General features: G+C 38.8%; 14 protein-coding genes and 2 tRNA genes. 3 read left to right on the forward strand and 13 right to left on the reverse strand.

The window, feature by feature from the left end; all coding sequences use genetic code 11:
- Positions 1–38: 38 nt before the first annotated feature.
- On the reverse strand, positions 39–386 hold the full coding sequence (locus I2E21_RS03620; protein WP_195410449.1) for a hypothetical protein: 348 nt from the start codon (positions 384–386) through the stop codon (positions 39–41).
- Between the two features lie 227 nt (positions 387–613).
- Here I2E21_RS03620 and I2E21_RS03625 point away from each other — a divergent pair, with 227 nt between their 5' ends.
- Positions 614–1,054, forward strand: a complete 441-nt coding sequence (locus I2E21_RS03625) for a MarR family transcriptional regulator (RefSeq protein WP_022233966.1) — start codon at positions 614–616, stop codon at positions 1,052–1,054.
- Positions 1,051–2,343: a cytidylate kinase family protein gene (locus tag I2E21_RS03630; protein WP_022233965.1), complete on the forward strand. Its 1,293-nt coding sequence runs from the start codon at positions 1,051–1,053 to the stop codon at positions 2,341–2,343. Before I2E21_RS03625 ends, I2E21_RS03630 begins: the two co-directional genes overlap by 4 nt.
- 125 nt (positions 2,344–2,468) lie before the next feature.
- Here I2E21_RS03630 and I2E21_RS03635 read toward each other — a convergent pair whose 3' ends face one another.
- From I2E21_RS03635 to I2E21_RS03670, 8 genes are all read right to left on the reverse strand, one after another.
- Positions 2,469–3,314, reverse strand: coding sequence for a hypothetical protein (locus tag I2E21_RS03635; protein ID WP_207735296.1), 846 nt, complete (start codon positions 3,312–3,314; stop codon positions 2,469–2,471).
- Between the two features lie 93 nt (positions 3,315–3,407).
- Positions 3,408–4,604: a serine hydrolase domain-containing protein gene (locus tag I2E21_RS03640; RefSeq protein ID WP_195410450.1), complete on the reverse strand. Its 1,197-nt coding sequence runs from the start codon at positions 4,602–4,604 to the stop codon at positions 3,408–3,410.
- A gap of 12 nt (positions 4,605–4,616) precedes the next feature.
- Complete coding sequence (locus I2E21_RS03645; protein WP_195410451.1) at positions 4,617–6,851, reverse strand: UvrD-helicase domain-containing protein; 2,235 nt, start codon at positions 6,849–6,851, stop codon at positions 4,617–4,619.
- Positions 6,852–6,924: 73 nt separating this feature from the next.
- Positions 6,925–7,386 (reverse strand): DUF4358 domain-containing protein, encoded by a 462-nt coding sequence (locus I2E21_RS03650; protein WP_186934903.1) that lies wholly within the window; start codon positions 7,384–7,386, stop codon positions 6,925–6,927.
- Positions 7,387–7,451: 65 nt separating this feature from the next.
- Positions 7,452–7,528, reverse strand: a tRNA-Pro gene (locus I2E21_RS03655).
- Positions 7,529–7,561: 33 nt separating this feature from the next.
- Positions 7,562–7,635 (reverse strand) — tRNA-Gln (locus tag I2E21_RS03660).
- Positions 7,636–7,882: 247 nt separating this feature from the next.
- Positions 7,883–8,878, reverse strand: coding sequence for an ATP-binding protein (locus I2E21_RS03665; protein WP_195410452.1), 996 nt, complete (start codon positions 8,876–8,878; stop codon positions 7,883–7,885).
- Between the two features lie 13 nt (positions 8,879–8,891).
- Entirely contained in the window at positions 8,892–9,917 is a 1,026-nt protein-coding gene (locus I2E21_RS03670) for a DnaD domain protein (protein ID WP_195410453.1), read from the reverse strand.
- 177 nt (positions 9,918–10,094) lie between these two features.
- Between I2E21_RS03670 and I2E21_RS03675 the strand changes: the two genes are divergently transcribed.
- Positions 10,095–10,346: a TIGR03905 family TSCPD domain-containing protein gene (locus I2E21_RS03675; RefSeq protein ID WP_022233958.1), complete on the forward strand. Its 252-nt coding sequence runs from the start codon at positions 10,095–10,097 to the stop codon at positions 10,344–10,346.
- 422 nt (positions 10,347–10,768) lie between these two features.
- Here the strand turns inward: I2E21_RS03675 and rpiB are convergent, their stop codons facing one another.
- The 4 genes from rpiB to I2E21_RS03695 are packed head-to-tail and all read right to left on the reverse strand — an operon-like array spanning position 10,769 to position 14,014.
- Positions 10,769–11,221, reverse strand: a complete 453-nt coding sequence (gene rpiB, locus I2E21_RS03680) for a ribose 5-phosphate isomerase B (RefSeq protein WP_022233957.1) — start codon at positions 11,219–11,221, stop codon at positions 10,769–10,771.
- Positions 11,215–11,925 carry a tRNA (adenosine(37)-N6)-threonylcarbamoyltransferase complex dimerization subunit type 1 TsaB gene (gene tsaB / locus I2E21_RS03685; RefSeq protein ID WP_195410454.1) on the reverse strand — a complete coding sequence of 237 codons (711 nt, stop codon included), beginning with the start codon at positions 11,923–11,925 and terminating at the stop codon, positions 11,215–11,217. The genes rpiB and tsaB overlap by 7 nt, the downstream gene beginning before the upstream one ends.
- The gene (gene tsaE, locus I2E21_RS03690; protein WP_022233955.1) at positions 11,922–12,347 is read right to left on the reverse strand and encodes a tRNA (adenosine(37)-N6)-threonylcarbamoyltransferase complex ATPase subunit type 1 TsaE; all 426 of its coding nucleotides are present in this window, start codon (positions 12,345–12,347) and stop codon (positions 11,922–11,924) included. Before tsaE ends, tsaB begins: the two co-directional genes overlap by 4 nt.
- Entirely contained in the window at positions 12,347–14,014 is a 1,668-nt protein-coding gene (locus tag I2E21_RS03695; protein ID WP_195410455.1) for a formate--tetrahydrofolate ligase, read from the reverse strand. Before I2E21_RS03695 ends, tsaE begins: the two co-directional genes overlap by 1 nt.
- Between the last annotated feature and the right edge of the window lie 4 nt (positions 14,015–14,018).

Below are 14,018 nucleotides of genomic sequence, written 5' to 3' on the forward strand. Positions count from 1 at the left end.
TTCCATTTATGTAGTCCATTACTACCTTCTTCTTGAATTCATAACTGTATTTTGACATAAAAATACCGACCTCCAAAGTTAGATTTTTTAGGTCTAACTTTTGGGGGTCGGGTCACAAGCATAGTTACGGTTTTGCCGTCAATCTGTTCCGGAATAACTACATCGGTATCACTGCCAAGGTATTCCCAAAAAATAATTGACTTGCCATCAATGTTCTCATAGCGGTAGTCGCCGCTTGTTACAACAGAATGCACAGCATCTCTGCTCTGCGAAACCTTTGGTACATTTACTTCGACTGCGTTTGCAGTGAAAGGTATTGCAGAAAATGCGGAAGCAAGCATTGCGGTAACAATTATAGCTGTAATAGCTTTTTTAAATTTTTTCATTTTATAACCCCTAACTAATATATTTATATTTCTATGTTATCACTGCAAAAATGCTTTGTCAATAAAATGAATAAATTTTAACACTGATTTTCACATATTATAAAAAGTAATCACAGCAATTTTTATATAAAAGCGAGAACATTTGTCAAAATATTGATTTTGTCGTTTTACAAGCATATAATTAATTAGGATTTTAATTATTAGAATTTTAACTATAGAGGTGTAGTATGAAAGAATCAATACATTATCTGCTAATGGCAGATCATTTTTTAGTTCAAAAGGCACTGCTTGCAAGTATAAAGGATTCGGGTCTTACTCCGGGACAGCCAAAAATACTCGACTATCTGCAAAATCATAACGGCTGCGTGCAAAAAGACATTGCTAAAGGCTGCCATATTGAGCCGGCATCAATTACAGTTATTCTCAAAGGAATGGAAACTAAAGGCTATATTGAAAGAAAAATGCTCAACGGTGACCGCCGCTCCCTGTATGTATTCCTGACTGACAAAGGCAAAGAATACATTGATTATCTAAACAGAAAATTTAAAAAAATTGAAAATGCAGCTCTTAAAAATTTTAATGAAGATGAAAAGCAAAAATTTAACGATTTATTAATGCGTGTCTATGAAAATATGCTTGAATATGATAAGGAGGAAAAACAACAATGAATTTAAAAAATATGAAAATCAGACTACCGATGTACCTTGTAGGTTTATTTATAATGACAATAGGTATAGCAATTTCCGTTAAATCGAACCTCGGTGTATCGCCTGTAAGTTCTATCCCCTACACTATGACCTGTATATGGGGAATTGAAATGGGAAAGGCTACCATACTTTTTCATATTGTATTGGTATTAATACAATTAATTATTCTCAGAAAGAATTTTAAACTGATCAGCTTATTACAGATTCCCGTAGGCGTTGTTTTCGGTTATTTCACAACATTCTGTAATTATCTTGTAAGCTTCTTCCCCACTCCCGACAATATCGTAATAAGAATTATTATGGTACTCATCAGTGCCGCAATTGTTGCTATCGGTATTTTCCTTTACTTGCCTACCGATGTTATCCCGCTTGCGGGCGAAGGCGTTATGAGTGCGGTTTCGCAAGTAACTAAGATTGAATTTTCAAAGGTAAAAATGGCATTTGACATAACAATGGTTATTATATCAGGTGTATCTTGCCTTATTTTTATCCACAATCTCGGCAGTGTGGGAATCGGCACAGTAATTGCCGCTTTTCTTGTAGGATTTATTCTCGGTATAATAAATAAAGTGTTCGGAAAATACAGAGATAAACTCTTAGGCAAAACCAAAATTGCAGATGATACCGCTGAAACAGATGACAAACCTACTTATGTAATCTCCATTTCAAGAGAATACGGCAGCGGAGGCAGAGCAATAGGAAAAATTCTTGCCGAAAAACTCGGATACAAATATTATGACACCGAACTTATAAAACTTGTAATGCAGGAAAGCGGATATTCACCTGAATACATAGAACACAACGAGCAAACTCTTGACAAATCAGCGCTTAACGACTTTTTTGAATGGTACCAGCAAAACAACGGTGATACTGTTTCTAATATCAACAGCTTGTTCAAAAAAGAAGAATCGGTTATTAAGCACCTTGCCAAAACCGAAAACTGTGTAATTGTCGGCAGACTTGCAAACTATATTTTAAGAAACAAAAAACATATTTACAATGTATTTATAACCGCAGATGAAGAAAGTGAAATTGAAAAAGTAAAAGAAAGAGATCACCTTTCACATGAAAATGCCGCCAAGCAAGTAAGAAAAGTAAACCGAGAACGCTCTGCGCACTGCAAATACTTTACGAATACAGATTGGGGCAATGCAAAAAATTACAATCTGACTATAAAATCAAATGACTTCGGTTATGAAAAAACAGCGGATTTAATCGAAATACTTTTCAAACAAAAATTTTCGTTATGATTCTTTAGGTCGATTTTCAGATTAGAAAATTATTAATACAAACTTCAAATCAAAACATAATTCACCTTAACTTTAATGAAACAAGCTAAAAGACAGACAGTAAAAACTGCCTGCCTTTTTCTTTGTCAGCCGTTACAGCCACACTCAAAATTACATTTTTCTCTTTCTTCAGGTCTTGCATTCGGCGGGAAGAATGATTCGTTAGGGAAATCTACCCTGCTGAATACTTCGCACGGGTCGTCACTTTCAGGCTTACATTCCTTGCGAGGAATACAAAAATCATATGACGGAATCATAATCTGTACATTTCTCTCAAGCTGTGTAATTGTAAAAATACCGATAGTGGCACTTACGCTCGCATCTCCGGTCACAGCAAAATCGTCACCAAAGTATGTTATTACACATTCAGGTATAGGAGCACAAGGAAGCTGCGGAACACTTCCTTTTATAAGTCGTGCCGAAAGAGCCATAGGTTCGGAAATTTGTACTGTTGCATTTGGTAAAAACTCCGTGCAACCGCATGATGTAACAGGTTGAGAGCAAACTATACAACTGTCGCTCGAAAAGCTCTTTGAATTTGATTCACTGCCGTAAAGAACCGACCTTTTACCGTAAATTGCAAGTCCGTTTACCCGTGACGGAATTGTTGAACCGCAGGTATATGCCTCAAGAGAAATATCAAAATAGAATGTAACATCAACCGCATAACAGCCACGATGAAAAGCGATTGATTCAACGCTTACATCGGCGGTTATAACGCTTGCCTTGCAGATTTTTACAGATGATGCGTTATTGATAACAGATTGACTGCAAGGTGTAAAATAAACCGCAAGATTGCTAAGGCAATCCTTTGAGCCGCAACTGTCATAAATACGGCTTGCGTTTATGCAGACAGCGTCTGTGCATTTGTTTTCGGTAAGCGGTTCGTTGCCCGACTGCCGTGGTACTGTGCCGTATGATACATCTGGCATAAAAATTAACCCCCATAAAATGTATTAACAGGCTTACGCTCTGTAACAATACATTTTATGAAGGTTATACTTAATTGTGAATATTGAGTTGATTTATTTTAAATAAGGCTTTAAAATTTCATCAAGATTTTTGTTTACAGCTTTCGGATTTGACTGCGTATAATTTGAAAAAGCGATGAATACTTTGCTCTGGTCCTGCGCAAATACAATTCTTGCATTAAATCTGTAGAATGCTGCGTCACAATAATAATTACCGCAATCGTCAACATACAAACCGTACGCAAAACTTGATTTATAAGGAGTGAACATTTCTTCTTTGGATTTTGCAGACAACAATTCACTTCCCGTAATAGCGTCTGTCCATTTAAGCAAATCACTCAAATTGGAGATAAGACCCGTAGAAGAATACGCAACACCCGGATAAATATTCCACTCATCGTCAAAAATATCCTGATAACCTGTAGCAAGTTGGTCTGTGCTCTCAAAGGTTGTCGAAGTCATTTCGAGCGGCTCAAAAATATTTTCTTTCAAAAATTCCTCATAGCTTTTTCCGCTTACCTTTTCGATTATGTCACCGAGAATAAAATAATCGGAATTTGAATAGCTGTAATTTTCTTCATCATTATCAATTTCTTGTGACAATATCCATTTTAAAATAACAGAATGATTATCTTTAGCGGAATTTTTCTCTGAAATATCGTACTGCGGAGCATTTGCACGCACGCTTTCGTCAGATTTGCCGAGATAATCCGGCAAGCCTGTTGTCATTGTAAGCAAATTACGGATAGTTATATCTGAACCGTACTTATAATCTGGATAATACTTGTCAAGCGTATCATCTGTGCTCAGCTTATCCTGCTCCTGTAAAATCATAACAGCCGCAGCGGTAAACTGCTTTGTAAGCGAACCTATGTAGTAATTTGTATTGAGCGAATTATATGTATGCGAACCCTTGTCGGCATAGCCGTTATTGCCTATATATTCAAAATCATTTCCGAGTTTATAATATACAGTTCCTCTGAATTTACTTGCAACAAGTGTATTATCGAACTTAGCTGTTATGCTGTCGGTATCTTGTTTTAATTTTGTAAAATTATATGCAGGATTAGTAGGTACTTCATCAGCAGTTGCAGGCGCAACGGTAAGTCCCTGCGTCGATGCACCTGTAGAATTTGTAGTCTGCGGTGCTGTTGTAGCCGAAGATTCCGAATCATTGTCACAGCCTGTAAATGCAACTGCGGAACACGCCGCCATAGCTACGCACATTAATGATTTTGCTAAAGCCTTCAAAAAATCACCTCATCAGATTTTTTCCATTTTACTGAAATTAGCCATAAGAGTTTTTGTGCCTGCCTTATCAAAAGCAACTTCAAGCATTGTGTCGTTGCCCATTTTTTCGGTTTTCATAATCATACCTTTGCCAAATACCTTATGGAATACGCAATCTCCTTTTTTGTAAACAGTACCCGATTTAACGGCAGGTTTAGTAAATGTATTAAAACTTTTGTTAGGTGTGAATTTTGAACCGGCACCGATACTGATATGACTTGAGGATGCGGAAAAACCGTTTGTTGACGCAAAAGTCTTTTTCTCGCCTGTATAATTAAGTAATTCGGGCGGGATTTCATTTACAAAGCGTGATACTTTGTTATAGCTTGTATGACCCATCAACATTCTTGACTTTGCCTTGGTAATGTAGAGCTTTTCTTTTGCTCTTGTAATACCTACATAAGCAAGCCTGCGTTCCTCGTTAAGTTCATCGGGATTCATCATTGTGGCAATAGACGGGAACACACCTTCTTCAAGACCTGCAATGAAAACTACGGGAAATTCAAGTCCTTTTGCGCTGTGCAATGTCATCATTACCGATGAATCCGCTTCTGCATCATAGTTATCAATATCTGTCTGCAATGAAATTTCCTCAAGGAAGTTTGAAAGTGACGCTTCTTCTGCGTAATCCTCTTCAAATTTGATAATATTTGAAGAAAGCTCTTCGATGTTCTCAATTCTTACATCGGGGTTGTCTTTCTCTGTTTTTAAATATTTTTCGTAATCTGTATGTTCGAGAATGAGATTGTATAATTCTGCAAGAGAATAATCTCCGCTTTGTTCAGCCTCCATAAGACCGTCAATAAGCGCAACAAAACTCTTTAACTTTGTTGCGGCTCTTGAAAGCTGTGGATATACATCTGCATCTTTAATTACGGAATATATGCTTTCGCCGAGTCCTGCGGCAATTTCAGAGGCTTTTTCAAGTGTAGTTGCGCCAATACCACGCTTTGGCACATTAATAATTCTGCCCAGTCTGACATCGTCGTGCGGATTATTAATAACCTGAAGATATGCAACCATATCTCTGATTTCTTCTCTGTCATAGAATCGTCTGCCGCCGATTACACGGTGCGGAATACCGCTTCGTGACAAAGCCTGCTCAATTGAGTTTGACTGTGCATTCATTCTGTAAAGAATTGCAAAATCAGAGAATTTTCTGCCGTCTGCAACACCGTCAAGTATAGTTTTTGCAATAAATTGAGCCTCGTCACGCTCGGAATCGGAAGTATGCACCTCAATTTTATCGCCAACGGCATTTTCAGTCCACAAAGTTTTGCCCTTACGCATTGTGTTGTTAGAAATAACACCGTTTGCCGCATTAAGAATATTCTGTGTACTGCGGTAATTCTGCTCAAGTCTTATCATCTTAGCGCCTTTAAAGGTGTTTTCAAAAGAAAGGATATTTTCAATTGTAGCACCTCTGAATTTGTAAATACTCTGGTCGTCATCACCTACAACGCAGATGTTGCCGTATTTTGCGGCGAGCATACTTACAAATTTATACTGCACCTTGTTTGTATCCTGATACTCATCAACCATTATGTATTTAAACTGATTTTGATAAAATTCGAGTATATCGGGACATTTTTGAAAAAGCTCAACAGTCTTGCAGAGCATATCGTCAAAGTCCATTGCATCTGCGGTTTTTAGTCTTGACTGGTAAATTTCATATACTTTTGCCACGGACTGCTTGAGGTTATCGTAACCTGCTCTTTTGAGCATTTCCTGCGGAGTAAGCATTTCATCCTTGGCTTTTGAAATTTCGTTGAGCACTCTTTTTACCGGCAACATTTTTTCGTCATAATTAAGCTGTTTTAAAATATCTTTTACAAGTTTTTTCTGATCGTCAGTACCGTAAACGGTAAAATGACTTGTAAAACCGATTCTGTCGCCGTATCTTCTTAAAATTCTCGCACAGGTAGAGTGAAATGTAGCCGCCCAAATATCCGAACCGCCTTCCGGAACAGCGTTGCAGATTCTCTCTTTAAGCTCCCCTGCCGCCTTATTTGTAAAGGTAATTGCAAGTATCTGCCACGGTTTGCAAAGTTCAGACTGCAAAATATACGCAATTCTGTTTACAAGAACGGTTGTTTTGCCCGAACCTGCACCCGCAAGTATAAGCAAAGGGCCTTCTGTGCAAAATACAGCCTGCTGCTGCATATTATTCATATGTGAAAACTGTTTTTTTAATTCTGATTGTACCATAGCAATATTCCCGTTAAAAGTTTAATAACACAGAAAACGGGCGAACTGCGTCCGCCCGTATAATCTGACGATTTTATTTTATGTAGCCGTAGAATGTTTCAAGAATTTCAGGACCCTGGTCAGCAACAATCATTGTAACATAGTTGCCGTCCTGTGTAACCTTGCAAGCCTCAACCATAGGAAGTTTTTTGGCATTATAGCCTGAATACTGTGTAACGATTGAAGTGTATGTCTTAGAAAGCGCATCGTTTACTCTTGATGCAGCGTCAGCGTCAACAGCCTCAACAAGTACGATTTCAACTCTTGAATTGCTGTCTGAATTGATTTCTGCCGCAAACTGCTTAACATCTTCTGTGTCTATGCTGTAATATTTTTTAAGATCATTAGAATCTGTAAGCTCTTTTAAGTCCAATGAATACTTAGAGTTGATGTCAGAAAGAACTGTTTTTAAATCAACCTCTTTGCTGCCTGAACAACCTGCAAGCGCAGTAAGACAAAGTACAAATATTGTTACCAAAGAAACTACCTTTTTCATAATTAACCTCCAAAAATGTCTTATAAAAAAATTACGCCGAATCAGTGTGACCCGGCGTATTCAGATGGTCGAGGTGACAAGATTCGAACTTGCGACCCCATCGTCCCGAACGATGTGCGCTACCAAACTGCGCTACACCTCGATAAAAACAGCCCCGATTACTCGGGGCTTTTAATGGCTGAGGAATAGGGATTCGAACCCCAACAAACAGAGTCAGAGTCTGTCGTGCTACCGTTACACCATTCCTCAATGTTTATTGCTCATTGCTGCAAGCCGTGCAATCAACGATATATATTATATATTATGAAGTGCGTTTTGTCAACACTTTTTTGAAATTTTTTAAAACTTTTTAGAAGTTTTTAACTTTCGTTTAGCATTGACATGTTGCTTACTGTCACGCAATCAACAATAGCTATTATATAGCGGAAAGTGTGTTTTGTCAACATCTTTTTTCAATTTTTTCTAAAATTTGAAAAATACAAAAAAATACGAAATTTTAGCTAAAACTTTTTTTGAGTCTTATATCGTCGCCGACAAAATTAAGCCTTACACCCTCTCCGTATATTCTTGAAATAAATCTTGAAGTATAAGTTTTTTCAAGTTCTGTTATTGAAAGGTTTGTGTTTATTATCAAAGGCTTTCTCAAAAGCATTCTTGAATTACACAAATTATAAAACTGCGTATTTGAAAAAGAATTTGAAAACTCTGTGCCTAAATCATCAATAATTAGTAAATCGCACTTTGTGAGCATTTCAAAATATTCGTAATCGTTAGACTCTTTGGAAAAATGCATATTGCTAAGCGTTGACATAAGCATAGGAGCAGACACATAGATTACACCGAAACCACGCCTTGTAACCTCATTGGCAATAGCGAGCGAAAGGTGGGTTTTGCCAAGACCTGTGCCGCCTCTCATAAGTATACTCTTTGACTCGGGCGTAAAAGTCCTTGCGTACTGTACGCAATAATTATAAATTTTTTGCATTTTATCAAAAGGTGATACTCCGCTCGCCTCATCAACTTCATGACTGTACATATTAAGGTCAAAGCTCTCAAAAGTGGAAAGTCTTAAAGGCGCAGTACGGTTAAGCTCCTCGCACGCAGTTGCTACAAGAAGTCTTTTAAAGCAAGGGCAATACACTGTTCTTCCGTCTTTTTCTATATATCCCGTATCTTTGCAGTATTTACAGTTGTAATGCGGTTCAAAGCAATTTTCTTCATAGCCGTTTTCTTTAAGCAGCTTTTTGACTTCATTTTGCATAGAAAGACTTTTTGCACGCAAATCCTGCGTGGCAGACTTTACATCTCCGCCGTTTAAAACCGCACGAACCGCAAGTATTCCGCATGAAGATATTTCTTTTTCAAGCTCCTCTATTCTCGGAACTCTTCTGTAAACCTCTTCACGAACCTGCTCCGCTCTTCTCTCGGCTTTGGTGCGCCTTTCTTCCATTTTTGCTTTTGTCGCTCTGTAAATTTCTTTACTGTATCCCATTTATATCACCACACTAAATACTGTCGATTGTATCTAATCTTTGCAAATCATTTATATTATATGATGTGTTGGCGTCATTCCTGTTTCCGCCTTTATGCTTATACTTATCGGGTCTGCTGTCAAATTTGTTTAAATCGTCAACATTGTAAATTCCGCTTGAATTCCAGCGTTTTAAAATTCCGTTTATGTATCTGAAATCGCAGCTGCCCTTACTGTCAACACATCTTTCGTAAGCCTCTCTTAGCATTTCGGGAGAAAATTTCCACTCGTTTACCCACAAATCGGCGTATTCAACCTGCTTTTTAGTAGGAGAACCCGTATTTTTTAAACCGAACGCAGATGCTACAACCGTAAAACTCTGGCTTGCACGATGTGCTTGTTTTATTTTATTTTCGGCTTCCTCAATTGAGAAAACTCCCGCATCAGACCATCTCAAACCTATTGTTTCAATGGCTCTTATGTTAGATTTTCCGATGCTTATACAATACTGAATAAGCATTATAATTACCTCTACAGGCAAACCGCAGGTATTTTTAAGTAACAGTAACGACGATGCATCGGAGTTTGATAAAGGCTTGCCGAGGGCTGTCTGTGCCTCGTTTACAAGCATTTTAAATTCTTCGTCAACCGCAAGCTGTTGTGCCACATAAACATAATCGGGGCGCTGCGGTCTTACAAACATATGCGGAACTGTAGGCTCTTCCTTTTCAATCGGAGCGGCAGTATTATTTCTTTCGACTTGTTTTACCGCAGGCTGTTCAGTCGTTTGCTGTTCTGCCTGTGCAGGCTCAAAAGCACCGTTATTTTGGCAAAAGATACCTTTCATAACCCAGTATTCAACTGCCTCCGGAATATCGGTTTCATTTACACCTGTCGCCTTACTGATGTCGCTTTCGTTCACATCTTCCCCACTGTGTCGCAAAAGATATAACAATACCTTAAGTTTAACGCCGTCCGAAAACTTTAGTCCCTCGTCTACAACAGACGAAGGCACAGCAAATATTGAATTCCAAGCACCAAGATTAATTTTCATAGACATTTCATATACCTCTGACCCAAAATAAATATTATAATCGAACTTTATCATAATCAAACTTTATCGTACACATTATTATATCACACTAAATTTAAAAATCGACACATATTTTTAAATTTTATAGATTTTTTTAAAGAAATATGTTAAAATACAGTTGAAATGTTTTAAGGAGGTAATATTATGAAATATACATACATTCCAAGAGGTGTTTGTTCAAGACAGATTAACCTTGAGATAAATGACGGAATTATAGAATCCTGCGAATTTATCGGCGGTTGCGCAGGCAACACTCAAGGCATTTGCGCTCTTGTAAAAGGTATGGACGCAGAAGAGGCTGTAAAGAGATTAAAAGGCATTGACTGCCGTGGCAGAGGTACATCTTGCCCCGATCAGCTTTCTTACGCTATTGAAGAGGCTCTTGAACTCGAATAAGCTCTGCGGCTAAAACTTTATATTTATCATAACATTAAAGCTCTCTTTATTTGCGTAAAGAGAGCTTTTTACTTTGGTTTTAAGATTTAGACGGTTTTATGCAGTGTTTTGTCAAGAAATTCCGGTGTATCACAAAAATTATAAAAGTTTGGTCAACCTTTTCAAAGGTTGTGGGTGTGGGCAAAGCCCACAAATACTTTCCGCTTATGTAATCTGACGATAGCCAAACAGCCTGCTGTTTGGTAACTTAAACAAAAGAGTTTTCAAAACCATAACCCTTTAGTTCGTTTTACAGAATATTGGTTTCATCAATTTTTGCGTTCACATCATCAAGTTTATTTCCAAGCATAACAGACATAAAGAATATATTTGATGTCGTTCAACACCTCTAATTCTTCGTCGGACATAAAAATCTCCCGAAATCAGTCAACCTTGAAAGTACCTGCCTCAATCTCATCAATCATAGCAAGACGCTTTAAGTGTCTGTCGCCCTCTTCGGGAGTATTGAGGAAAATTTCTGTAAACTTAACAGCATCTTCTTCGCTTGTAACTCTGCCGCCCATACAAAGAATATTTGCGTGGTTGTGTCTGCGTGTCATTTCAGCGCAAAACTCATTGCTTACAACTGCCGCACGAATACCCTTAACTTTGTTTGCTGCCATTGAAATACCGATACCTGTACCGCAGCAAAGGATACCAAGCTCACATTCGCCGCTTGCTACTGCTTTTGCAACTTTATAGCCGTAAACAGGATAATCAACGCTGTCTGTGCTGTAAGTACCAAAATCTTTATATTCAATACCCTTTTCGTCAAGATATTTTTTAATTGCGCAGATAAGGTTATATCCGCCGTGGTCACATCCGAGTGCTAACATTTCTTTTCCTCCATTTTCTTTTTAAGTTCTCTTTCAGCCTGCGGCAGTCTTAAATACATCGGCATAAGTTCCGCAGCCGAAAGCACTTCTCCGTCATTAAATTTTTGTACAGCTATTTCTGCTGTTGATGACGCTCTTTGAAATCTTATACTGATTGGTGCGAGTTCAACATTTGGTAATAATTCTTTCATAGCATTATAGCAAAGCTCCGCACCGTCACCCACAAGTATAATTCTTTCGTCATAACTCTTAAGTTCTTCTGAAAGCTCGGCAACAGACAAAGCTCTGTCTTTGCAAAGTCTTTCAGGCTTTATGCCGTCACATTTGAAAAGCGCATTATAAACCTGCGAACAGCGAGCGTCCATAACAGAACAGATTATCCCCTTTGCAGATTGCAAATTATACGCAAGGCTTTCAAGCGTCGATACCTCTATGCAAGGCAAATCATCGGCAAAAGCAAGTCCTTTAGCCGCTGCAACACCGATTCTTACACCCGTAAACGAACCCGGACCGCAGTTTACCGCAACGGCGGTAATATCTGTTGTCGTTAGGTTTGTGTTTGCAAGCAGACTTTCAACCATAGGCATAAGTGTTCTGCTGTGAGTAAGTTTTGTATTTATAAAGAACTCACCTATTATTTTGTTTTCGTCACAAATTGCGGTTGACGCAGCTGTGGCGCTTGTATCTATTGCAAGAATTTTCATTGCGGATCAACACCTTCAATTTCAAAAATTCTGTCATCATCATTTTCGCCCTTACTGATTCTGATTTTAATACAATCGGCAGGCAAAGCCTCTTCAATATTCTCACTCCACTCGATAATGATTATACCGTTATCAATATAATCAAAAAATCCTGTGGAATACAAATCATCCCATGTATTTACACGGTACATATCAAAATGAAAAATATTATACTTACCCGAATATTCATTGACAAGAGCGAATGTAGGGCTTGAAACATTTTCTCCTGCACCGAGCGCACCGGCAAGTCCTCTTGTAAAGGCAGTCTTGCCCATACCAAGACCGCCAAAAAGAGCGATTACTTCCGTGCCGCACAACTTTTCGGCAATTTTTGCGCCGAGTGCCTCTGTTTCACGGGCATTATGAGTATTTACAGTAATCATCAGAATAAACCGTTAATTTTTCCTTCCTCGGTAACATCAATTTTCTCTGCCGACGGAACTTTCGGAAGACCCGGCATTGTCATAATATCACCTGTATATACAACTACAAATCCTGCACCGTTTGAAAGTGTAAGATTCTTTACTGTGATTTCAAAATTCTTTGGAGCACCGAGAAGTGTTGGGTCATCAGAAAGCGAATATTGTGTTTTTGCAATACAAACAGGAAGTTTTTCACCGCCGAGAGCCTGAATCTGCTTCAATGCCTTTTCGGCAGCCTTTGTATAGTTTACTCTTGAAGCGCCGTAAATTGTTTTTGCAATTTTGTCAACCTTTTCTTTGATTGTAAGGTCATCTGAATAAATAGGAGCAAAATCAGACGGCTTTTCGCAAGCCTCTACTACCTTTTTGGCAAGTTCTGTACCGCCTTCTCCGCCCTTTGAGAATACATTTGAGAGAGCAAAGTCTGCGCCTTTAGATTTACAGTAACTCTCGATAAACTCAAGTTCCTCTGCTGTATCTGTACCGAACTGGTTGATAGCAACTACAACGGGAACATTGTACTTTCTCATGTTATCAATGTGAACGCCAAGGTTTTCAATACCATTTTTAAGAGCCTCAAGATTCTCTGCAGAAACCTCTGCCTTAGGCACACCGCCGTTGTACTTTAACGCACGGCAAGTAGCAACAATAACTACGGCAGAAGGCTTAAAACCTGCATATCTGCACTTGATGTCAAAGAATTTCTCTGCACCGAGATCTGAACCGAAGCCTGCCTCTGTAATACAGTAATCGGCAAGTTTTAACGCAAGCTTTGTAGCACGAATGCTGTTACAGCCGTGAGCAATATTGGCAAAAGGACCGCCGTGCATAATAGCAGGGGTACCCTCGAGTGTCTGAACAAGGTTAGGTTTGATAGCGTCTTTAAGGAGAGCCGTCATAGCGCCGTCAGCCTTAATGTCCTTTGCAAAAACAGGCTCGCCTGCATATGTATAAGCAATAAGAATATCACCAAGTCTTTTCTTTAAATCAGAAATATCGTCAGCAAGGCAAAGGATAGCCATAACTTCAGATGCAACAGTAATTATAAAGTGGTCCTCACGAGGAATACCGTTCACTCTGCCGCCAAGACCGACAACAATATTTCTCAAAGCTCTGTCGTTCATATCAAGACATCTCTTAATAAGGATCTGGCGAGGATCAATCCCGAGAACATTACCCTGCTGAATATGATTGTCAAGCATTGCACAGCAAAGATTGTTTGCAGAAGTAATAGCGTGCATATCGCCTGTAAAGTGAAGATTAATATCTTCCATAGGAAGTACCTGAGAATAACCGCCGCCTGCAGCACCGCCCTTAATACCAAATACAGGGCCGAGTGAAGGCTCTCTTAGAGCGATTACAGCCTTTTTACCAATCTTAGCCATAGCCTGACCAAGACCTGCAGAAGTAGTTGTTTTGCCCTCACCTGCGGGGGTTGGATTGATAGCTGTAACAAGAATAAGTTTTCCGTCCGGCTCATTTTCCAAACGATTGGCAAGTTCGTCTGAAAGTTTAGCCTTATACTTGCCGTAAAACTCCAGCTCATCCTCTTTAATTCCGATCTGTGCGGCAACCTCTTTAATCGGGAGTAAGGTCGCAGCCTGAGCGATTTCAATATCACTTAACATATTG

This window comes from Ruminococcus sp. BSD2780120874_150323_B10 (assembly GCF_015553695.1).
Classification (GTDB): Bacteria; Bacillota; Clostridia; order Oscillospirales; family Acutalibacteraceae; genus Ruminococcoides; species Ruminococcoides intestinale_A.